Annotated in this window: 19 protein-coding genes; 6 read left to right on the forward strand and 13 right to left on the reverse strand. The window is 40.5% G+C overall.

Translation table 11 applies throughout. The annotated features are described in order from the left end of the window. Positions 1-26: 26 nt before the first annotated feature. On the reverse strand, positions 27-1,253 hold the full coding sequence (locus tag ABMY35_RS16380) for an HDOD domain-containing protein (protein ID WP_349287187.1): 1,227 nt from the start codon (positions 1,251-1,253) through the stop codon (positions 27-29). Between the two features lie 243 nt (positions 1,254-1,496). On the opposite strand from ABMY35_RS16380, the gene putP reads away from it, so the two are divergent. After that, a complete protein-coding gene (gene putP / locus ABMY35_RS16385) occupies positions 1,497-2,981 on the forward strand; it encodes a sodium/proline symporter PutP (protein ID WP_349287188.1) in 1,485 nt (494 codons plus the stop codon). 80 nt (positions 2,982-3,061) lie between these two features. Here the strand turns inward: putP and ABMY35_RS16390 are convergent, their stop codons facing one another. The 8 genes from ABMY35_RS16390 to lptD all read right to left on the reverse strand — a co-directional run bounded on the left by ABMY35_RS16390 (position 3,062) and on the right by lptD (position 13,754). Then, positions 3,062-4,699 (reverse strand): methyl-accepting chemotaxis protein, encoded by a 1,638-nt coding sequence (locus ABMY35_RS16390; protein ID WP_349287189.1) that lies wholly within the window; start codon positions 4,697-4,699, stop codon positions 3,062-3,064. 390 nt (positions 4,700-5,089) lie between these two features. Further along, positions 5,090-7,105 carry a methyl-accepting chemotaxis protein gene (locus ABMY35_RS16395; RefSeq protein WP_349287190.1) on the reverse strand — a complete coding sequence of 672 codons (2,016 nt, stop codon included), beginning with the start codon at positions 7,103-7,105 and terminating at the stop codon, positions 5,090-5,092. Between the two features lie 113 nt (positions 7,106-7,218). Continuing rightward, positions 7,219-8,016: a symmetrical bis(5'-nucleosyl)-tetraphosphatase gene (locus ABMY35_RS16400; RefSeq protein ID WP_349287191.1), complete on the reverse strand. Its 798-nt coding sequence runs from the start codon at positions 8,014-8,016 to the stop codon at positions 7,219-7,221. Between the two features lie 2 nt (positions 8,017-8,018). Continuing rightward, entirely contained in the window at positions 8,019-8,408 is a 390-nt protein-coding gene (apaG, locus tag ABMY35_RS16405) for a Co2+/Mg2+ efflux protein ApaG (protein WP_138483307.1), read from the reverse strand. Continuing rightward, on the reverse strand, positions 8,392-9,198 hold the full coding sequence (gene rsmA, locus ABMY35_RS16410; protein ID WP_138483305.1) for a 16S rRNA (adenine(1518)-N(6)/adenine(1519)-N(6))-dimethyltransferase RsmA: 807 nt from the start codon (positions 9,196-9,198) through the stop codon (positions 8,392-8,394). The genes apaG and rsmA overlap by 17 nt, the downstream gene beginning before the upstream one ends. Further along, positions 9,198-10,187, reverse strand: coding sequence for a 4-hydroxythreonine-4-phosphate dehydrogenase PdxA (gene pdxA, locus ABMY35_RS16415; RefSeq protein WP_138483303.1), 990 nt, complete (start codon positions 10,185-10,187; stop codon positions 9,198-9,200). The genes rsmA and pdxA overlap by 1 nt, the downstream gene beginning before the upstream one ends. Positions 10,188-10,194: 7 nt before the next feature. Continuing rightward, complete coding sequence (surA, locus tag ABMY35_RS16420; protein ID WP_138483301.1) at positions 10,195-11,487, reverse strand: peptidylprolyl isomerase SurA; 1,293 nt, start codon at positions 11,485-11,487, stop codon at positions 10,195-10,197. Between the two features lie 17 nt (positions 11,488-11,504). Then, on the reverse strand, positions 11,505-13,754 hold the full coding sequence (gene lptD / locus ABMY35_RS16425; protein ID WP_349287192.1) for an LPS assembly protein LptD: 2,250 nt from the start codon (positions 13,752-13,754) through the stop codon (positions 11,505-11,507). Between the two features lie 88 nt (positions 13,755-13,842). On the opposite strand from lptD, the gene ABMY35_RS16430 reads away from it, so the two are divergent. Genes ABMY35_RS16430 through djlA form a run of 3 tightly spaced genes read left to right on the forward strand, consistent with a single transcriptional unit; the run spans position 13,843 to position 16,368 of the window. After that, positions 13,843-14,853: a phosphotransferase gene (locus ABMY35_RS16430; protein ID WP_349287193.1), complete on the forward strand. Its 1,011-nt coding sequence runs from the start codon at positions 13,843-13,845 to the stop codon at positions 14,851-14,853. Beyond that, entirely contained in the window at positions 14,850-15,524 is a 675-nt protein-coding gene (murU, locus tag ABMY35_RS16435) for an N-acetylmuramate alpha-1-phosphate uridylyltransferase MurU (protein WP_349287194.1), read from the forward strand. Before ABMY35_RS16430 ends, murU begins: the two co-directional genes overlap by 4 nt. After that, entirely contained in the window at positions 15,514-16,368 is an 855-nt protein-coding gene (gene djlA / locus ABMY35_RS16440; protein ID WP_349287195.1) for a co-chaperone DjlA, read from the forward strand. The genes murU and djlA overlap by 11 nt, the downstream gene beginning before the upstream one ends. A gap of 3 nt (positions 16,369-16,371) precedes the next feature. On the opposite strand, the gene ABMY35_RS16445 is transcribed toward djlA, so the two are convergent. Next, entirely contained in the window at positions 16,372-17,220 is an 849-nt protein-coding gene (locus ABMY35_RS16445) for a DUF3530 family protein (RefSeq protein WP_349287196.1), read from the reverse strand. Between the two features lie 152 nt (positions 17,221-17,372). Here ABMY35_RS16445 and ABMY35_RS16450 point away from each other — a divergent pair, with 152 nt between their 5' ends. Then, positions 17,373-18,308, forward strand: coding sequence for a DUF368 domain-containing protein (locus ABMY35_RS16450; protein WP_349287197.1), 936 nt, complete (start codon positions 17,373-17,375; stop codon positions 18,306-18,308). A 96-nt stretch (positions 18,309-18,404) separates the two neighbouring features. Beyond that, positions 18,405-19,841 carry a sodium:proton antiporter NhaD gene (gene nhaD, locus ABMY35_RS16455; protein WP_349287198.1) on the forward strand — a complete coding sequence of 479 codons (1,437 nt, stop codon included), beginning with the start codon at positions 18,405-18,407 and terminating at the stop codon, positions 19,839-19,841. On the opposite strand, the gene ABMY35_RS16460 is transcribed toward nhaD, so the two are convergent. From ABMY35_RS16460 to ABMY35_RS16470, 3 genes are all read right to left on the reverse strand, one after another. Then, positions 19,833-20,447, reverse strand: a complete 615-nt coding sequence (locus ABMY35_RS16460) for a 6-phosphofructokinase (protein WP_349287199.1) — start codon at positions 20,445-20,447, stop codon at positions 19,833-19,835. The genes nhaD and ABMY35_RS16460 overlap by 9 nt on opposite strands. Then, complete coding sequence (locus ABMY35_RS16465) at positions 20,428-20,763, reverse strand: 6-phosphofructokinase (protein ID WP_349287200.1); 336 nt, start codon at positions 20,761-20,763, stop codon at positions 20,428-20,430. The genes ABMY35_RS16460 and ABMY35_RS16465 overlap by 20 nt, the downstream gene beginning before the upstream one ends. A gap of 160 nt (positions 20,764-20,923) precedes the next feature. Next, positions 20,924-21,307 carry an MmcQ/YjbR family DNA-binding protein gene (locus ABMY35_RS16470; RefSeq protein ID WP_349287201.1) on the reverse strand — a complete coding sequence of 128 codons (384 nt, stop codon included), beginning with the start codon at positions 21,305-21,307 and terminating at the stop codon, positions 20,924-20,926. Positions 21,308-21,781 lie beyond the last annotated feature (474 nt).

Below are 21,781 nucleotides of genomic sequence, written 5' to 3' on the forward strand. Positions count from 1 at the left end.
TTGATTTATATCAAGTTAATTCTGTACTAATTGCACTCCATGACTTGAAGTTGCTCGTTGCCCCAAGTAACAGCTTGGTTGTAAATTTCAGGTAGTAAATCGTTGCTAAATTTAATACGTTCACAATATTCACCGGTCAACTCCCAATCTGCTTGCTCATAAGCTTTGATGAGGCCTAAATATTGCGCCAGTATCCCTTGTTTTTGCACTAAGGCATCTTTGATCAGATTACTTAAAGGCAATTTTTTCATAACGCCTTCCATGCTTTCATCTAAAATCGCATCCATCAGTGACATCATACCAACTAAAAAAGCCATGCCAGTGTCTTGGATCCCCTTATGTTTTTGCGCGAGTAGCTCACAAAAGCGTGCACGAGTTAGAGACAGTTTGATTAATTCGATAGGCTTTTCAGAGGAAACTTGAGCAGCGAATAAAAGAGATAAAAACTTTTTCAGTTCTTGGTTGCCAAGTACAACCACCGCTTGTTTGATTGTATTTATCTCTGCACGTCGTTTAAAAGCAGCGGAATTTGAATAGCGAAGTAACTTATATGATAAGTTGACGTCTCTTTCAAAAACAGAGGTGATTTTTTTGATATCTACATCAACCACTGAGGTTTCATAAAGCAGCTCTGCAAGTGCCATTTCTGAAGGAGGCAGGGATTTGCTTTTCACCATTTCAGGTTTGGCAAAAAAGTAGCCTTGAAAGTAACTAAAGCCCAGAGCCACGGCCTTTTCGAATTGCTCATTGGTTTCTACTTTTTCTGCAACAAGCTTAATACTTTCAAATTCTTTGGTGGCTTCGATGAGCTCTGCAATCTCTTCATCTGAGGTGATCAGGAGGTCGACTTTAATTTGATCTATGTATGGATAAAAATGACGCCACACTTTTTGGTGTTTGTAGTCATCAAGGGCTAAGGTATAACCTTTATTTTTTAGCTCTTGAACTGCAGCAAGTAAGCGTTTACCAGGCTGAACGGTTTCTAGAATTTCTATAACGACTTGTTCACTGGGCAACATGGATGGATAACCCTTAAGAATGGTATCCAGTGTAAAATTAATATATGCAGGCTTGCTATCCGTTAAGTCTTCTAAACCAAAGTTAAACTGGCTGCCCTCAATGAGCTTTGAGGTGGCTTCATCCCCGTCTATATTTGGAAAAACATTGTCTACGCCATCTCGAAACAATAGCTCATAACCCATAAGCTGTTTGTGTTGATCAAAAATAGGTTGGCGGGCTGCATAAAAATACATGTACTACTGATCCTGTTACTTACTTTTACATCGTAAATATAAAATATAATGCGTATTAAATCATTAACTAATTTACAGTTAGCAACCCAATGTTAATCCTTTGTTCCTAGTTTGGTGTGTATTTTTGATGTTAACCGCACGTGGCTGGGGTTAGTTTTTCATACATGTTATAGTCATCTTCATAATAAGATTAATATTTATTCACCAACCAAGATTCTCTTAATGAGTAAATGGAGGTAAGTTTTGGAAACAGGTACTTTAGTATCTCTTGTATTATATTTTATCGTGATGTTAGGTATTGGCTTGTATGCTTATCGTAAGTCAACCAGTGATGTTTCAGGCTATATGCTAGGTGGGCGCAGTTTACCTCCTAGTGTAGCGGCACTTTCTGCCGGCGCTTCAGACATGAGTGGTTGGATTTTGATGGGCTTACCGGGCGCAATGTTCGTGACCGGTTTCAGCAGCACTTGGATTGCGACAGGCTTAGTGATAGGGGCTTGGTTAAACTACTTATTAGTTGCCCCAAGGTTGCGTGTTTATACTGAAGTTGCGAACGACGCCATCACCATTCCTGATTACTTTGCAAATCGCTTTGAAGATAGAGGCAATGCGCTAAGAATTGTGTCGGCTTTAGTCATCATCATTTTCTTTACTTTATACACTTCTTCAGGTGTTGTAGCTGGCGGAAAGCTGTTTGAGAACTCATTTGGTATGAGTTACGAGTCGGGCTTATATATTACAACGGGAGTAGTAGTACTTTATACTTTATTTGGTGGTTTCTTAGCAGTAAGCCTAACAGACTTTGTACAGGGCTGTATTATGTTCATTGCACTGGTTTTAGTGCCTTTAGTGACTTTCTCCCTTCTGGAAAACCCCTTATCTTCTACACTTAATGAGCTAAATCCTGAAATGTTAACTTGGATTGGTGCTGGTGGTGCAATTGGTGTTATCTCAGCGATGTCTTGGGGCTTAGGCTACTTTGGTCAGCCACATATCATTGTACGTTTTATGTCAGTCAGAAGCGTAAAAGATATGCCAGTAGCACGTCGCATTGGTATGAGCTGGATGATAATTGCAGCCTTGGGTGCTGTCTTTACTGGTCTTTTTGGTGCTGCATATGCCTATGAGAAAAACCTTGTTGTTGACGATCCTGAAACAATATTTTTGATTTTGTCACAGTTATTATTCCATCCACTTATAGCTGGTTTCTTACTGGCGGCTATTTTGGCAGCAATTATGAGTACAATTTCTTCTCAGTTATTGGTGAGTTCAAGTTCATTAACAGAAGACTTCTACAAAATCTTTATCCGACGTGACGCCACGGATAAAGAGCTTGTATTAGTGGGTCGCATCAGTGTGGCGCTGGTTGCATTGTGTGCCATCTATTTGGCGTATGACCGTGACAGCTCAATTTTAGACTTGGTAAGTAATGCGTGGGCAGGTTTCGGTGCAGCATTTGGTCCGCTAGTATTATTTAGTTTACTTTGGAAACGTATGAACTTTGCTGGTGCATTAGCTGGTATGTTAGTTGGAGCGGGTACCGTTCTTATTTGGATTTATGCGCCGATCCAAATTAATGGTCAGTCTTTAAGTAGTTTAATCTATGAAATCGTACCTGGGTTTATTCTTTCTTCAATTGCTATTGTTGTGGTGAGTTTAATCACAGACGAACCTTCTGCGCAAATCAGCGATAAATTTGCCGAGTATGAACAAGAGTTAAATGCATAGCGTGATTTTTAATTAATTAAAAGGGAGCGATATGCTCCCTTTGTTGTTTTTACTCACTACTGACTGATAATCTTTTCTACTTAAGTGATCTTAAATCCCTTCACAATTTCAGATAATTGATGGCTAGCTTGTTTTAAACTTAAGCTGGCTTCAGTAAGTGCATGTGTCGTTTCTAAAGAGTGGTCGGTGGCTTCTGACAGGTCTGTTATTCGGATGTTTACTTCCTGTGCAGCTGTGCTTTGCTCTTCTGTTGCGCGTGCTATATGGCTATTCATATCTGTAATTGACATGATGAGTCGCTCTATTTCATTTAACACTTCATCGGCTTCTGCGACTTGCTTTACTGTATTTTCAGAGATTTGCTGACTTGCCTGTACAGCACTCACCGCTTCCTGAGCACCTTTTTGCAATTTCTCAATCATGGTTTGAATTTCATCAGTGCTTTGCCCTGTACGGCTAGCAAGGGTTCTTACTTCATCAGCTACAACAGCAAAGCCACGACCTTGCTCACCCGCTCTGGCAGCCTCTATTGCTGCATTTAAGGCCAGTAAATTGGTTTGTTCTGATATTCCTCTAATTACATCTAGTACAGAGCCTATATTATTACTTTCTTCAGCAAGTACAGTTGTGACTTCGCTGACTTCTTGAATGTTGCTCGATAAGGTTTCTATTGCACTGATAGTTTTCGCGACGACTTGTTTACCATTGTTACTGTTCTTAAGCGCGTCATTAGCTGCGTGCTCTGCGGCTTCGGCATTTTCGCTTACTTCCCTGATCTGCATACTCATCTGTTCAACCGCAGTGGCAACTTGTCGACTATTCTCATTTTGATGTTCAATATGATTCAAATTGACTTTACCTGTTTCATCTACTGAGCTTGAAAGTCGTTCGACCTCAGTCGCACTGTGAGAAACGCGCTCTATAGAGTGGCGCATTTTTTCAGTGTAGGCGTTAAAGTAATTCGCTAATTGTGATATCTCGTCTTTGCCTGACTCATCTAGTCGTTGGGTGAGATCACCTTCGCCATGGGAAATGTTCTTCATCATTTCAGTCGCTAAATTGACGGGGTTGAGAATACTATTGCTAATTAAAGAAATCAGTGCGGCTAAAATGATAAGCAAGACCACTACATCAATAATCATTAAATTTCCAAGTTCTGCAAAGTCTTCTTCAATGGAATCAAGATAAACACCAGAGCCCAAAATCCATTGCCAAGGCGCAAACCCTTTAACATAAGAGATTTTGTCTACAGGGTCATCAAAACCTGGTTTTGGCCATTTATAAGGCACAAACCCTTCACCTTGTTGACGGACAATTTTGACCATTTCCATGAATAGGTATGTGCCATCAGGATCTTTACTTGCTGAGAGTGACTTGCCAACTAATTGTGGCTTCATTGGATGCATAACCATATTTGGGGTGTAATCATTAATCCAATAGTAATTATCAGTGTCGTAACGAAGCTTAGAAATAGCATCAAGGGCTGCTTTTTGAGCTTGGTCTTGGGTTAATTCACCAGATTGTTGCAAGTCATGAAAATGCTCTATGATGCCAAATGTGTTCTCCACGAGGTTTTTGGTTTTCTCATATTGTTGCTGTTCCAGACTAGAAAATTGCTGCGGAAGACTCGTTAAACATAGTAACACAAGGCCTAATGCGACCACACCTAGTATCATCAGCAGCCGTTGAAATATTGAGAAGTTTCTTAAAAACTGCATAGATTCACCACCTTTTTATATTTAAGCTTATCTAAGCTACGCAAAACTGCCTTTGCGCGAAGAAGCATGCTGTTGGCTCTGCGTCTAGTAATAAAATTTAGCTTAGTTTAGAGATTTGATTTTGTTACAACTTGAGTGATCAAATATATTTAAAACAGGGGTTTATAGTGTTTTTTTATTCTAGGTCAAGGCAATAGGAGATTGGTCTTAAGCCAAAAGTTGTATAGTGTTTTATATTACTAATTCTCAGTAATACTTAATCATTTTTAGGGACTAAAACTTACTCTAATTTTCCTTGCCTCAAAATAGACCGATAAATTAAGAGGATTGGTATAAATGAAAATGCAATAAAAAAGCCCTAAGAAAGGGCTTTTGAAGACATAATTTTATCTAGACTCTAAACTGTTCTACAGACTGCCTCAGCTCTTCAGCGAGTTTAGCGACTTCTGAACTTGAAATCGAAGTCTGGTTCGAACCTTCAGCAGTTTGCTCGGCGATAGCAACAATAGATTCAAGACGTTCGCTGATCTCTTGGGCTACTTGTTGTTGCTCGTTAGCAGCATTTGAAATTTCTTCACTGACGTCATGAGCTTGAGAAACCGCTTGGGTTATACTGTTTAAGGCTTCGTTAGCTAAGTCACTCTGTTCAACACAAGAAACCGCTTGTTGCTTGCCTTTTGACATAGCGTTTACTGCTTCTTCAGCACCCGCTTGCAGAGATTCAATCATTGATTGGATCTCTTGAGTTGACTCTTGAGTTTTGCTCGCCAGTGACCTAACTTCATCTGCAACAACAGCAAAGCCTCGTCCTTGTTCGCCCGCACGCGCAGCCTCAATCGCTGCATTTAGCGCAAGCAGGTTAGTTTGTTCAGCAATACCTCGAATAACATCTAAAATACCACCAATAGATGCACTGTCTTGATGTAGCTTATTGATAACACGAGATGCTTCGTCAACTTCTGATGCGAGTTGCTCAATGGTATGCTTGTTCTCATGTGAAATGCCTTTCACACGCTCAGCCTCTTTGTCTGCATTCTTGATTTCTAGCAATGCCTGATGAGCACTGTTACTGACACCATGAGAGGTACTGCTCATTTCTGTGGTCGCTGTTGCAGCTTGCTCAACTTGAGCCTGCTGACTCTTAATTGCCTGACTAGACTCTGTGGTGATCATAGATGTTTGCTCTGAAGCTGCAGCCAGTTGAGTAGAGCGAGATACAATACCAGTAATTAGCTCTCTTAAACTGGTGATAAGCGTGTTACAGCTTCGCGAAAGCTCGCCGAATTCATCTTGCGCGCTGTCATCTAAGCGTTGGGTCATGTCACCACTTGCAACTATGGTTAGGATCTTATTCACTTCCGCAAGCGGTTTGGTAATAAGTTGAACGGTAACATAAGCAATACCCACTGCTATAAGTGTTGCAGCAAGCATACCAACCCAAGTCCATAAATTAGCTGCACTCACATCATCACGCACGCCAGTCTGAAGCTCTAAAGCTACTTCATTTGCTAACGCTACTAGTTCAGAGAGTTGTTTTAATGCGGCTTCAGTAGCCAATTCTGAATCGTTAACAGCCTGTCGAGTTTTAGCTTCGGTTTGTAATAACGCACGTTTATTACCAGCTAAACCAGTTTGACCTTCAACTTGTTCCTTTAAATCACCATAATAGCCTTCTAAATCTTCTAAATAAGAAGGCTCGAGGGAGTTTACCGGGCCTCTGATCAACTCTATATTTCGAGCAATTTCTTTGATAGCAAAGTTTTGCTCGTTAGCAATAATGTCAACTGTGTTTGCGTTATCAGCGGCAATTAGATCGTTACTGCTTGTAACTAAGTTAGAAAAGTGATTCTCAAGGCTTGATGCTGCTTGGAAAGCTCTTTGGCTAGTAGCTTTTAGTTCACCAATATCAAGGATATCAAGCACGCTCGTTGTGGCATCTTCTGCTGCTAGCTCTATTTCTTCAAGTTGCGTTACCAAATCTTTTTTAATTTGCAGGGTACTGGCTTTATCGTCTAGCAGTAAATTTACAGTAGGTAGAAATTTGTTAAATGTATCACCTACTTTTTGCGAACGTTGAGATAAATCAGGGTTGCTTTGTACGACCTGTTCCAACTGACGGTAAGCGTTTTTGAAGTTTTCTTGTCGTTTTTCAAATTGAGACTTCAATTGAGCTAGCTCTGAAGGTTGGGATGCGAAAAAGCTACTCTGTGCGAGTTTACTCATCTGTGTGAACTCTACTTGTAGCTCAGAGCTATTAGTTAATGCTGGCAGAGAAAGGTTATTCACTTGCTGAGATGAGCTGTCAATATTTGCAATTCTCAGGAGAGAATTACCCCCAATCATAAGGAGTAACAAGGTGATGAAAACAAACCCACCCCAAATACGTTGGCTAACAGTGAAATTCATATCGATTCCGTAAGTTGCTTAAGACAGTAAATATATCGGTCTGGTAACTGATAAGTTAAGTATTTTATAGCAGATGTAGCAAAATAATTCAGTAAAAAGGGAGGATTAACAAATTATTTGCTCAAATATTGTTCACCCGTGTCGAGGTTTATGAGGGTCATGTTCCCACCCCAGACACAACCAGTGTCTAAAGCAAGTATGTTTTCAACTTGGGTCACTCCTTCAAGGGCTGCCCAGTGACCAAAGACATAACGATTTTTATCATTTTCAAAGCGCTCATGTCTAAACCAAGGCATTAGGGTACTTTGCTGAGGGCTACCTTTTTCAAAAAAATTCAAGTTTCCTGATTGCTCTAAGAATCTCATTCTTGTGAAAACATTAACAGTGATTTTAAAGTTTGTTATAAGATCTTTGTTTGGTGAATAGGCTGGATCTTTATTGCCATACATGTTTTCAAAGAAGATATTCGCTTCATCACTTCGGTAGTTTTGCCCTGCAATATGTGCATAATTTAATGCCTGCTCGATACTCCAATGCGGATGAATACCTGCATGGGAGATAAAGGTAGAGTGCTCTTTTAGATATACTGCAAGTGGCTGTGTCCTTAAATAAGAAACATAGTGTTCACAGAATTTACTTGAAAATACAGGGGCTAAATTGTCTTTTGGGTTAGGTTGCTTACCAAGGAGATAGCAAGCGATAAAGTGCAAGTCGTGGTTACCTAGAGTAACGGTTAAGGCATCTTGGTTTTGATACACAAAGTCTAGGCAAGCGAGAGAGTCAGGCCCTCGCGCAATAAGATCACCTACAAGGTATAGATGATCTTTACTTGGATTAAACCCGACTTCAGATAGCAGTTTTATGAAGGGGGTAAAACACCCTTGCAAATCGCCGACTGCGTAATTAGCCATGATTAATGCAAAATGTTTGGCCGAGAAAGCCTGAATACATCAATCGGGGCTTGAAACTCTGTACCAAACTCGTTTCTCATCACATAGTGCCCCTGCATCGTGCCAACCGGTGTGTCTAGTACCGCGCCACTGGTATAGGAATAAGATTCGCCAGGAGCAATAGTCGGACGTTCACCAACGACGCCTTCGCCCTCAACTTCAGTTTCTTTGCCATTCGCGTCAGTAATTAGCCAGTAGCGGCTCTCTAATTTTGCGTTACACAAACTATGATTTTTGATAGTGATAGTGTAGGCAAAAACATACTTATCTTTTTCTGGTTGAGATTGGTGCTCAACATACATGGTTTCTACAGACACCTTTATAGGTGATCCTAAGTTACTGCTTGTTGTCATAAATCCAATTTGCGATATCAATAAATTGAGTCAGAGATAAACTTTCTGCACGTAATGACGGGTCGATGCCTAAGGCTGTTAGCTCATCCGCTGTTAAAAGGTTTGAAAGACTATTACGCAGTGTTTTTCTGCGCTGGTTGAACGCCTCTAAGCATACAGTGTTCAATAACTTAGTGCTTTTCGCTGTTCGCTGCTCAGGCTTTTTAGGAATTAAGCGTACGACTGCAGAGTCAACTTTCGGGGCTGGTTTAAAGCACTCAGGCGGCACATCAATTACTGGCATTGCATGACAGTAATACTGTGTCATCACACTTAAGCGACCGAAAGCTTTAGAGCCGGGGCCTGCAACCATACGCTTAACGACTTCTTTTTGAAGCATAAAGTGCATATGTTCAATATTGTCTACAAACTCAAATAAATGGAATAATAATGGCGTAGACACATTGTATGGTAGGTTACCGAAGACTTTTAACTTCTCGTCGTCACGGATAAGGCTTGCGAAGTCGAATTTCATCGCATCGCCCTGATGAACAGTTAATTTAGGTCCTAAGAAAGGATGTTGCGTTAATCTCTCTGCTAAGTCTTTATCTAGCTCGACAACGGTTAATTGACCACTTAAATCAGTGACTGGTTCAGTGATAGCACCTAAACCAGGGCCAATCTCAACCAAGTTATCTGAAGGTTTAGGGTCAATCGCGGTGACGATTTTGTCGATGATCATGTCATCGTGTAAAAAGTTTTGTCCAAAGCGTTTACGTGCTCTGTGACCTAAATGTACGTTATCTGTCATTAATTCATTGCTTTTTTTGAGGCGAGCGTAATAGCTTCGCGGATCGCTAAATCAAAACTACCGACTTCGATCTGCCCTGTGGCAGCTAAATCTAAAGCAGTACCATGATCAACGGATGTTCTAACGAAAGGCAAACCGAGTGTTATGTTCACTGAATTACCAAAGCCTTTGTATTTTAGCACAGGCAAGCCTTGATCGTGATACATTGCAAGCACCGCATCGGCATTATCTAGGTATTTAGCTTGAAAAAGTGTATCTGCTGGAAGAGGGCCAACAAGAGTCATGCCCTGACTATTCAGTGATTCAAGTGCAGGCTCAATCGTTTCAATTTCTTCTCGTCCTAGATGACCGCCTTCACCGGCATGAGGGTTGAGACCACAGACTAAGATTTTTGGTTGAGCAATACCGAATTTTGTTTGCAAGTCATGATTTAGAATATTGATGACTTTTGTAAGGCGGTCGTGCGTGATTGCTCTTGATACATATGCAAGTGGAATATGAGTTGTAACAAGCGCGACTCTTAGTCCTTCAGTAGCCAGCATCATAACAACATCTTGCGTATTCGATTGTTGTGCAAAAAACTCAGTGTGGCCGCTAAAAGAGATACCTGCTTGGTTGATGATACCTTTATGAACAGGGCCAGTGACAACTGCGGCAAATGTGCCGTCCATATTCTTTTCAGATGCGACTCTGAGCGTCTCTAGTACGTATTGACCATTCGCTTCATTTAACTCGCCAGGTGTAACCTCAACGCCTTTATCAATTTGTAGATAAAACAAGCTACCGGCGGGGGCTAAACTAGGGGCGTCATTGTCTTTAAAAGGAATTAGGTTAATTGTTTCTCCTAATTCCTTTGCGCGCTTTTCTAAAATAGTTTTATCAACAACAGCGACGAGTTGTACAGGCCACGCTTTTTGTGCCAGCTTGATAACTAAATCAGGGCCAATGCCAGCTGGCTCACCCGGTGTTATAGCGATACGAATGGTCATATATTACCTATTCAGTAGGAAAAACATCGATATTTGCTTGCTCTCGCATTTCATTCATCCAACGCAAACTTTCTTCTTGAAACTTTCTGTTATAGAGGATGCCATGAGCACGATTTTTCTTAGCAAAATCAGTTTTATCAGCAACACGCTTATCGAGTAGTTGAACGATGTGCCAACCAAATGTTGATCTAAATGGTTCGCTGATTTCATTTTTATCAAGAGAAAGCAAAGTATCTCTAAACGCAGGCACGTATGTCGTAGGATCTGTCCAGTCATACTCACCGCCTTTTAATGCAGAGCCCGGGTCTTCAGAATGTTCTTTTGCTAATTCTGCGAAGTCAGCGTTACCTGCACGTAAGTCTTTAACAAAACCAGCAAGCATTGAGCGCGCTTTCTCTTCACTTAAGATAATAGAAGGCTTGATTAAGATATGGCGCGAGCGTACTTCAGTGGTTTCAACCACCTGTCTGCCACGAATATCTTGTACTTTTAAGATGTGGAAGCCGGCGCCTGAACGAAGTGGACCAATAATATCATCTTTCTTTTTACCTTTAACTGCTTCAGCAAACAGTGAAGGCATTTCATTGATCCCCATCCAACCTAGTTGACCACCATCAAGCGCTTTAGCGCCGCTAGAAGAGGCAATCGCAATGCGTTTGAAGTCTTTGCCATCGTTAAGAAACTTAATAACGTTATTGGCTCGGTCTCTGGCATCTTCTAGTTCTTCAGGAGATGCTTTGCTTGGCACTTTTACTAAAATATGGCCAATGTCATATTCTTCAGACTGACCTGTTTGCTGCTCAAGAATGGTTTGTAAATTAGCGATTTCTTGAGGGTTAATATAGATACGGCGGTCGACGTTTGCGCGTCGCACCTGACTGATGGTGATTTCTTGCCTAATTTCTTCTCGATAGGCTTTGAAACTCTCACCGGTCGCTTCGATTGATTTTCTTAAATCAGCGATTGTTGCACCTTGTTCAGATGCAATATTTGCAAGCGTTTGGTCTAATTGAGCATCTGAGATTTCTAAGCCCATTCTTTCAGCTAGTTGTAATAATAGAGATTGGTCAACAAGCCTGTCTATTGCCTGTATACGTAGTGTATTATCAGAAGGTAACTGAGTATTTTGCTCTTTTGCTTGTTGTTTTACTCGAGAAATAACTTTATTTACTTCGCTTTGCAATACAACACCATCATTGACTGTTGCGACTACTTTATCTAATTGTACTCGCTCAGCTAATGCTGCTTGACTAAAACCTAACCCCATTAGGGCGGCGATTAACAACGTTTTTAAATTCATAATGCTCTATTATTTTACTAATTATTCAAAAAATAAGGTCGACGGTAGCCAAAAATACCCTGTTGTAGTAATCGGCTTACATCATAGCTTGATTTACCACCTAGCCCTTTGAGTACAAAGTTAAGACGAATGCTGGTATCAAACTGAGCCTCATCTTGGTTAATTGTTTTATTTAAATCGGTTTGAATTTGTCTATTACCAGTAAGCTGAACTGCCCAACAACAGCTTTCATATTGTAAACCGGCAAAAAGTTCAGTACTTCTCTTTGATACTAAATCTCTATGATAACTTGCAATAAATTGCCACTGTTGGTTTAGAGGCACGCTGGTAAAAAAACCAATTTGGTCTATTTCATACCCTGAGACATCGTTTGCATAACGATGGTTCAATTGTACAAGCTGATTTTTATCGCCTTTATAATCAATCGTTGCATGAGATTGAATTAATTGTTTGGTGTCAGCGTCGTATTGAATACCTGCAGACAAATACCATCTACGATGCCAATGTATCATGCTTTCTGCAGCAAACAAGGCATTATAGTTTGTTTTATTCAATGGATTTTGGCGAGTTGGTTTAACATTACTATCTAAATAAACAATTTGCCCAACACTCAAATTAAAGCGTTCTTGGTTTTTATTATCAAAAATACGTGTTGTCGCACCTATCGTGAATTGGTTCGCCTGGGCAATGCGATCAACGCCTGAGAAACGTTGCTCTCTAAATAAGCCTGAGAAGTCATCCTGCATTTTAGTGGTATCGTACAACCCAATATTGTCTTGATCTTTTTTAGGTACGTATAAATATTGCAGTTGAGGTTCAAGCGTTTGTACGCCGTCATACACAACCAATTTCGTTGCGCGCTCAAGATTCATTTGTGCATGCAGTCTTAGTTTCGGCAAAGTCCTGCTTACTCGTTCATCAAATTGTGCTTCGTTGAAGCTTCCGTTTTGTTGATAGTAAGTATGTAGCAGGCTTGCTTCTAATAAAAATGACCAAGCGGTGTCGTTAATAGCGTAACTTGCTTTGGGCTCAATATGCAATCTTGAGGCGTCTGTAATCACTAACGCATCATTTTTGAAGTGGCTAAACTCACCGATTAGAGACCAATCAATGCCTTGCCAAGATATTGAATCGGTGGTGTGCCAAGAGAGTTGAGGTAGAGCAGCATAAGATTCTTGGTGGTCGCCTAGTACTTCAAAATTTTGCACTTTCAATTGCGCAGACCAAATGTCACCGAGATAGTTTAAAGTACCGGTTCGGTATAATTGTGTGTCAGTGATATTACCATATTCTGAATTTAAATCTGTTAAATAGTTGTCGTCACTGACGTTGGTAATATCAATGCTTGCGCGCCAATTTTCATTAAAGTAGCTATTTTGTTGCCAAAATAGTAAGTAACGCTCTTCTAATTCAGGCTCTGAATCATCTTGTTCTAGAAGCTCCATAGCAAATAGGCCTGAGTGGCGTGGTGTTAGATACCTGAATTCAGTGTTAATTTGAACGCCCTTTTTAGACATATATCTCGGTGTAATAGTTGCGTCATAGTTAGGCGCGATATTCCAATAAAATGGCGTTGAGAGTTCTAAACCATAGCGTTCAGAGCTTGATATGGTGGGTGCAAGAAGTCCGGTTTTTCGTCTATCGTCAATCGGAAAAGTAAAGTAAGGGATATAAATAACGGGCGTGTCTAAAATTCTGAGCACCGCATTATATGTTTCACCCCAGCCTTCGGTTTTCGACAAGCTAATTGTGCTTGCTTCGATGGACCAAAAAGGTTTATCTGACGGGCAAGTGGTAAAGCTTGCATTCAGTAGTTCGATGCTATTGTCGCGCGCAGATAATTGAGCTGCACCACCATGACCGAGTTGTTGAGTTAGTTGGTAGTCAGCACCCATTAAGTCGATATGGTAATTATTTAGATCTGCAAACAATCCGTTGCTTTTCACTAGGGTGTAAGGGTCTTGGTAGACTAGAGGCCCTTCGGCATTAAGTTGTAAGCTTTGTTTGTTAAACAGAGCTGAACTCGCAGAGAGTTGCATTTGCTCTGTGTTTATTACAACATTACCAGCGAATTGCGCACTCGACGTATTGTTGATATTTACTCGATCTGCACGGATGTCGACAGCGTTTTTTGGTAAACCTGTGAGCGGTTGCCACTGCTGAGGTAAATTATTATTTTGGCAAAGCAAAGGCCTTTCAATTTCTGTAGCTGCATATACAGCAGGACAGAGAGGAAATAGTGCCACGGTTAGCCAAACTTTGTTCATTAATTAACCTGTTTACCAGTTGTTACTTCAAGGACAGCACATAATAAAGTAAAACAGAGTTAAATTCAGTAATTAAGAATGTAAAATTGTGATAAAGAACGATAACAGAAAAACACAATTAGAAGCCTTTCTAATAAAATACTTAGGCCGCCAACCTTTTTCTTTTCATGCAATTACTTCAGACGCGAGTTTTAGGCAGTATTACCGAGTCGTAACCGATTCTGAGAATTTGGTTTTAATGGATTCCCCTGCAGATTTAATTGATAACCGACCATTCGTCGGGTTACAACAAGATTTTGACAATGTGGGACTCATTGTGCCGCAAGTACTCGCTTCAGATTTCGAGTCTGGTTTTATTTTACTAAACGATTTGGGAACAGAGCACCTGGCAGATCGTTTAAGTTCGGATAGTCGAATGAAAGACTACAAGGCCGTTTTATCTTTGTTACCACAAATTGCCTCTATACCACCCAGCCAGTGGATGAAACCGTACGACGACGATTTTATACGTTTAGAAATCAATATTTTCAAAGAGTGGTTGCTCGAGAAATGGCTAGGTTTAAATGTATCGGGCGAGCATCAAAGACTTTGGCATGAATTGGTAACGAGTTTAATTGAGGTTATGCTACAGCAACCCCAAGTGACGATGCATCGGGATTTTCATTCTAGAAATATCATGAAAACGTCAGGTGGGTGGGCGTTAATTGACTTTCAAGACGCTGTTCAAGGTCCAATCAGTTATGATGCGGTCTCTTTGCTCAAAGACTGTTATTTCACTTTACCTGAGCATGAGTTTGAACAATTGCTTAAATACAACTACGAGCTGTTTTATAAACAAGGTTTGATGGCTGATTTGTCATTTGGTCAATATTGCGACTACTTCCTCCTGACTGGTTTACAACGGCATCTAAAAGCCGCAGGGATATTTTGCCGCTTGCTTCTGAGGGATGGTAAATCAGGGTATCTACAAAATATTTTACCAACATTAGATTATATTCTTGAAACAAGTAAACAGTATGAACAATTTCAATGGCTTGCAACTTGGCTCGACAATGAGATAATTCCTGCAGTTAAGCGTAAGTTAGAGCCGCAGACATGAAAGCAATGATCCTTGCAGCAGGTAGAGGCAAACGTATGATGCCTTTGACTGCTGAATTACCTAAACCCATGCTCGAAGTAAATGGGAAACCGTTAATTGAATACCATATCGAACGCTTAAAAGCGGCGGGGATCACAGAGATAGTCATTAATCTTGCCTGGCAAGGGGACAAAATAGAGCAATATTTTGGTGATGGCTTGCAATTAGGCGTCAAGATTGAGTATAGCTATGAGCCTGAAGGTGGTTTAGAAACGGCCGGCGGTATCATCAATGCGTTACCAATTTTATGTAAAGCATGTGATAAGTTTATCGTCATCAACGGGGATATTTTTACTGACTACGATGTACACGCTCTAACGCAGCTGGTGTTGCAAGAAGGCGAAGCACACATTGTTTTAGTCGAAAACCCAGTGCATCATCCAGATGGTGACTTTACTTTGGGGTTAGCGAACCAAACACAGAAGTATACCTTTTCAGGTATAGGCCTTTACCACCAATCTTTTTTCGATACTTACGACAATCAATTTCTAGCTTTAGGACCTCTGCTGAGACAAGGTATCGAAGAAGGGCGAGTATCACGTGAGTTATATTTGCATGTATGGTCGGATATTGGCACGCCAGAGAGACTAGAGGAAATCAACAAGCAATTAGGAACTGCATATGTGGGGTAAGCTACTAGGTACGTGTTTTGGCTTTATGTTTGGTCGTTGGCTTGGCGCGGCGCTTGGTTTTTGGCTTGGCCACTTATTTGACAAAAGCTTAAAGCAGGACTTTGACAAAGCCGGTGGCTTTCAGGGCTTTTTTGATAAAGACGAGTTAGATCAGCGTCAAGCATTATTCTTCTCTAGCTGCTTTGCGGTTATGGGTCATATTGCAAAGTCGAACGGACGTGTCAGTGAAATTCATATTAAAGCTGCCACTGCATTTATGGATGAAATGGGTTTACACGGTGAAGAGAGGAAAGAGGCACAGAATGCATTTCGTTCAGGAAAATCGAGCGAGTTTTCATTAAAAGAGTCAATTCGAGATGTAAAAGAAGTATTTGGCCGTCGTTATGACTTACTTCAGCTGTTTTTAGAAATTCAAATTCAAATGGCGTTTTCGGACGGTCACTTAGCAGAGCAAGAAAAGCAACTTTTACAGCAAGTAAGCCGCTTGCTTGGTTTATCAAGCCGACACTTTCAATTCTTACTAAACCGATATCAAGCAGAATTTCAATTTAGAAAACATAGAAGTCAGCAACATAGCCATCAATCAAGCTATCAGTCTGAACAGCAATCTGATTATAGACACAAAGCGGCAACACCATCTTTAAATCGGGACAACGCGCTTGCTGTGCTGGGTCTAACTAAAAATGCCAGTGAAAAAGATATCAAACGTGCTTATCGAAAACTCATGTCACAACATCATCCAGATAAGCTGGTTTCACAAGGCTTACCGCCTCATATGATGGAAATTGCAAAACAAAAAAGCCAGGATATTCAGTCTGCGTATGAATTTCTTAAGGCTAAGTAACATTTATAGATGACTGAGAAAGCCGTTCACTTCTTTTCTCAGTCTTTGGTGTTGCCTCAGCTCGTGACTTAGCCCAAACAGCTCCCTTTGTCTGTAATCGTACTTACTGTTTCTCTTTGCCCAGCGCTTTCTATTCGAAATACTCTGCGTGACCGCAGGCCCATCATTGCTATAAAAAATATCTAGCAAAGGGGGGCTAACAAGGGAAAATGTTGCGGCTAAATCTTTATTGCGTTTTGGGTGGGGGAGATGCGCGCTGATAGTGACTAATGCATCAACGGGAAGCTGCGGTTGCTCTGATATCAGCTCTGCAAATACGCCCGCACTGGTACCGAGTGCTATAACCACAATATGTTCATCAGGCATTTTGCTCAGCTCCTGTGTCAATGCTTGAAAACGTGCTGCCAGCTCATTCTTGTATTCGTTAAGCATGCTTTCAGATTGAAAAAACACCGCTTTAGCAAATGGATTAGGTTGTTGCTCTTGTGTAAAGTCAGGTATTTCTAAAGATTCAAATAGCACTGCTGGTGAAGGCAAAACATACGTATCGTAGCCATCATCAGCGAGGGCCTGTTGTAAAAATTGGCTTCCATTTGAAGACAGCAGTGAGTGGCCAATATCAGGTAAGATAATCGCTATGCCACGTTTGGTTGCATTCATGTAGGTTTGAAATAACACATCTAAGGGTTGCTCGTTAACCGTTATATTGATGATATTACTGGCATCTATATAATTTTTCAGATCTTGTTGGTGCCACACTTTGGGTTCCGTAGGTATTACATGCTCACTCGGTGCTGCGTTGAGCGCAGGCGTGGCAAATAGCAACATCATAAATGCAATAAAATAGGGCATAGTGATTTTAATTGGTTTACATAATTACATTATCGGGCAATGTAAGCATTACTTTAGAAACATAATTTGCATTATCAAAGCTGAGAGTGGTTCTTGTCTAAACCAATTTAGGATAACATGACTCGCTGTTTTGATTAGGAGAAAAGGACACTATGTCGCAGTTGCAAAGTAAGCGTGACTTTTTATTTTTATTTTTGAAAGGTGCTGGCATGGGGGCCGCTGATGTTGTGCCAGGCGTATCGGGTGGTACGATAGCATTTATTACTGGCATCTATACCAGATTATTAAATGCCATAAAAAGTGTTAATTTAGATGCACTTTTATTACTTAAAAAAGAAGGCATTAAAGCCACTTGGCGCTATATAGACGGGACCTTCTTAGTGACGCTTTTCGCTGGACTATTAACAAGCGCCGCTTCTTTAGCAAAACTGATCACCTACTTACTGGAACATCATAAACTACTTGTGTGGGCATTTTTCTTCGGCTTGATCATTGCCTCTTTTATCTATGTTGCAAAGCAAGTTAAAGCTTGGAACCTAAAGACAGTGACAAGTTGTCTTTTAGGCGCGTTAATCGCATACGCTATTACGTCAATGTCACCTGCTGAAGCGAATCCGAGTTGGTGGTTTTATTTTGTTGCCGGCTCGATTGCCATTTGTGCGATGATATTACCTGGTATATCGGGCAGTTTTATATTATTGCTATTGGGAATGTACGGCCATGTTCTGACAGCCGTGACAGAAAAACAATTTGCGTTAATTGCCTTATTCTTGATGGGCTGTGTTGTTGGCCTGATGGTCTTTTCTCGTTTTCTGGCTTGGTTATTGAGTCGCTTTGAGCAGTTAACTTTTGCATTATTGGCAGGCTTTTTAGTTGGCTCTTTGAATCTACTTTGGCCGTGGAAACAAGTGCTGACGACTTACACTAATTCAAAGGGCATTGAAAAGCCGCTCATGCAGCAAAATATTTCGCCTTCAGAATTTGCAACATTAAATGGGCAAGACCCAATGACATTGTTATGTATTGCGCTTGCCATTACTGGGTTGGTATTAATTTTAGCTATTGAAAAATTAACCGCGGAAAAATAGTAAATATAGACTTCTGTACAATTGGTAATCACTGCCGTTGTGCTATTTTATTGCCTACTTAAATACTCTCTTTTGACTATCATAGTAGGCAATAACATGTCCTTTCGGCGCTATACACTTCTACTTCTATTAGCTTTGATAGCTAGCTTTACTCCTTCAGTTTGGGCAGCAGGTGCTCACTTAGACTTAACAAATTCTGCGGTAGGTTTTGCTGCAATCGCAATTTTTATTCTGGCTTATACCCTAGTTATGTTGGAAGAAAAGTTACATTTGAGAAAGTCTAAGCCTGTGCTGGTGGGTGCAGGTTTAATCTGGATCCTCATTGGCAGCTTTTACGTCAGTGAAAATATCCCTCATGTTACCGAAGAGGCATTTAGACATAATTTACTCGAATTCGCAGAGCTGATGCTGTTCTTGTTGGTAGCAATGACCTATATCAATGCGCTTGAAGAACGCCGAGTTTTTGATGCTTTAAGAGCTTGGATGATCCGCAAAGGCTTTAACTATAAAAATCTATTTTGGATCACGGGCTTTTTATCATTCTTTATTTCACCCATTGCGGATAACTTAACTACCGCGCTATTAATGTGTGCCGTGGTGATGAAAGTGGCTGAAGGTGATAAACCCTTTATCAATATATCTTGTATCAATATTGTCATTGCAGCTAATGCTGGTGGGGCATTCAGCCCGTTTGGAGATATTACGACCTTGATGGTTTGGCAAGCAGGTATGGTGACCTTTGGTGAGTTCTTAGTCTTATTTATACCTTCTTTAGCAAACTTCTTAGTCCCTGCGGCTATTATGAGTTTTTATGTTGAGAATAAACAACCAACTGCGGCTTATGAAGAAGTTGAATTAAAACGTGGTGCCTTACGTATTTTGTCATTATTTTTATTTACCGTGGCAACAGCAGTTGCGTGCCATAGTTTCTTACACCTTCCACCTGTATTAGGCATGATGATGGGGCTAGGTTATCTTCAGTTTTTTGGTTATTTCCTAAGAGTAACATTACCGGGGTCTTTGGCTCGCAAAAAAGCACTGGCAGAACAACAGGGTGATAAGGAACGTTTAGCGAAATTAGGCAGTGTCGTGCCGTTTGATGTATTTAGCAAAGTGTCGCGTGCGGAGTGGGATACATTATTGTTTTTCTACGGTATTGTGATGTGTGTTGGTGGGCTAGGGTTCTTGGGCTATTTGAGCTTGATGTCTGAAGTACTGTACGGAGGTTGGTCAACAACCGCTGCGAATGTGTTTCTTGGTGTCATCTCGGCTGTGATTGATAATATTCCAGTGATGTTTGCAGTACTCACAATGCAGCCAGAAATGTCACATGGTCAATGGTTGTTAATTACTTTGACTGCAGGCGTTGGTGGTAGCTTGTTATCAATTGGTTCAGCGGCGGGTGTGGCACTGATGGGGCAAGCTCGAGGTTATTATACTTTCTTTGGTCATCTTAAATGGACCCCAGTTATTGCACTGGGGTATGCAGTAAGTATTGTTTTACACTTATGGCTAAATGCTGACCTATTTTAAATAGTGGGTGAGTGGACCTTTGTGGGCGTTGACTAGTTCATCGCTCACTGGTTTATTTATTGAAACAGCTTTGTTTAGGTCAGTTTTGGTCAGTTGCGCTGCACTTAAGCCAAGCATAACCTTATCTTCACCCTTGATTAAGGCATCAACAGCTTGTAGTCCAAGTTGAGTGGCAAGCACTCTATCTTCAGGGACGGGGTCTCCCCCTCTTTGCGTATGACTCAAAATACAAATTGCACTTTCAATGTTCCCCTGAGACTTTAATTGCTCTTGAAGGGCATTAGCACCACCAGGCCATAAGTTCTCTGCTATTAAAATTAAATAACTTGCATGGCGATTTAGCTGTTGTTTCTGTATTTTCTCAATTAGGTCTTCGAGTATGATGTCGTGTTTTTCATTGCTGTAATTCTCGAATGAAAAAATGCTCTCAGCACCACAAGATAAGCCAACTTGAAAGGCGATATGGCCACTGTGTCTACCCATAACCTCTACAATAAACACTCTATCAAATGCGTTAGCGGTATCTCTGATTTTATCTATTGCTTGCGTTGCGGTATTAACCGCAGTCGCAAAACCTATGGTTTTATCACAGCCATAAAGGTCCATTATCTATGGTGCCAGGTAAGCCAATAACTTGACCATGCCAATGGGCCTTAATTGCTAATAAGCCATGAAATGAGCCATCTCCCCCAATTACGATTAGGGCGTCAATTTCGTGCTTTAATAGCGTGTTACATGCTTGCTTTACACCCGTGTTAGTCATCATGGCAGGACAACGCGCACTTTTTAATAGGGTGCCACCATTTTTTATTTCGGCATTAACTAATTGGCTAGATAAAGGAAGCAGATGGTCTTCTATTTTGCCGTTATAACCATGATAAAAACCAAAACAAGATAAATTGTTATATTCACAATTAAGCACAATTAAGCACAATTGCACGAATAGCAGCGTTCATGCCTGGGGCATCACCACCGCTGGTGAGTAAAGCGACTTTTTTCATATTGGTAGTCTTCATACGAAGGGGAAGTGGAATGGCCCTCGTCAGATAACGAGGGAGGCCATTACACGTATACTCAGGTTATTAAAGATTCGCTAATGCTTCTTTCTGAGCTGTAGGTAGGTTATCAACAACAATCTGATAAGAGTCATCGATAAACTTTTTGATTTCGTCTTCAGGTACCGTGCCATCAAGGACAATCGTATTCCAAAGGCGTTTATTCATGTGATAACCCGGCAAAATTGATTCGTACTTATCTCTAAGTATTAATGCCTCGTCAGGATCACACTTCACATTTAACCAAAAAACAGGCTCATTGTTTTCGTCTAGCTGACCTTCTTTACCTTCGTAAAGGGTGGCAAACATTTTATGTTGCACTTTGTAAACATCGCTATCCTGCGAAAAAGGCTGCGTTATAAACGCGCCTGGTTTACTTTGCAAATAATCATGTACGCTTTGTTTATTCATAGCTCTTATCCTTGAAGTAACTATTAATTAAAACCACATGGTTTGAGTTTAGCACTTAATTCGTAAAGACAATAATCTTAAGAAAAAACATTTTAGTCTGTTTACTGAGTTTGCTTACACAATTGGGTAAACTGGGAACTCAGTTTGCTCGAAAGTGATGAGCAATAGTCAATAAACGCCTTTCTTTACACTCACAAAACCTGTGCGTAAAAACTGTGCTAAAACCTCGCCATGACGACCAGTTTAAATTTCACTTAACCTCACTATAAATCAGTTAGTTATGAAAAAATGAATAAAATACCATTTTAAGAGTGAAATTATGGCTTGGTATTAAATGAAATAATGCAATATTTTGCAACAATTAAACGTTTTTTTGTGCTTCTTTTATGCTGGTTGCTGTATAATTCGCCAGTTTGAAGGGGAGTGCTAATGTTAGTGATGTTTTGTTTGCTTTTAAGTGCAATGGCCATATAT

The sequence above is a fragment of the Pseudoalteromonas sp. BZB3 genome (assembly GCF_040104455.1).
Classification (GTDB): Bacteria; Pseudomonadota; Gammaproteobacteria; order Enterobacterales; family Alteromonadaceae; genus Pseudoalteromonas.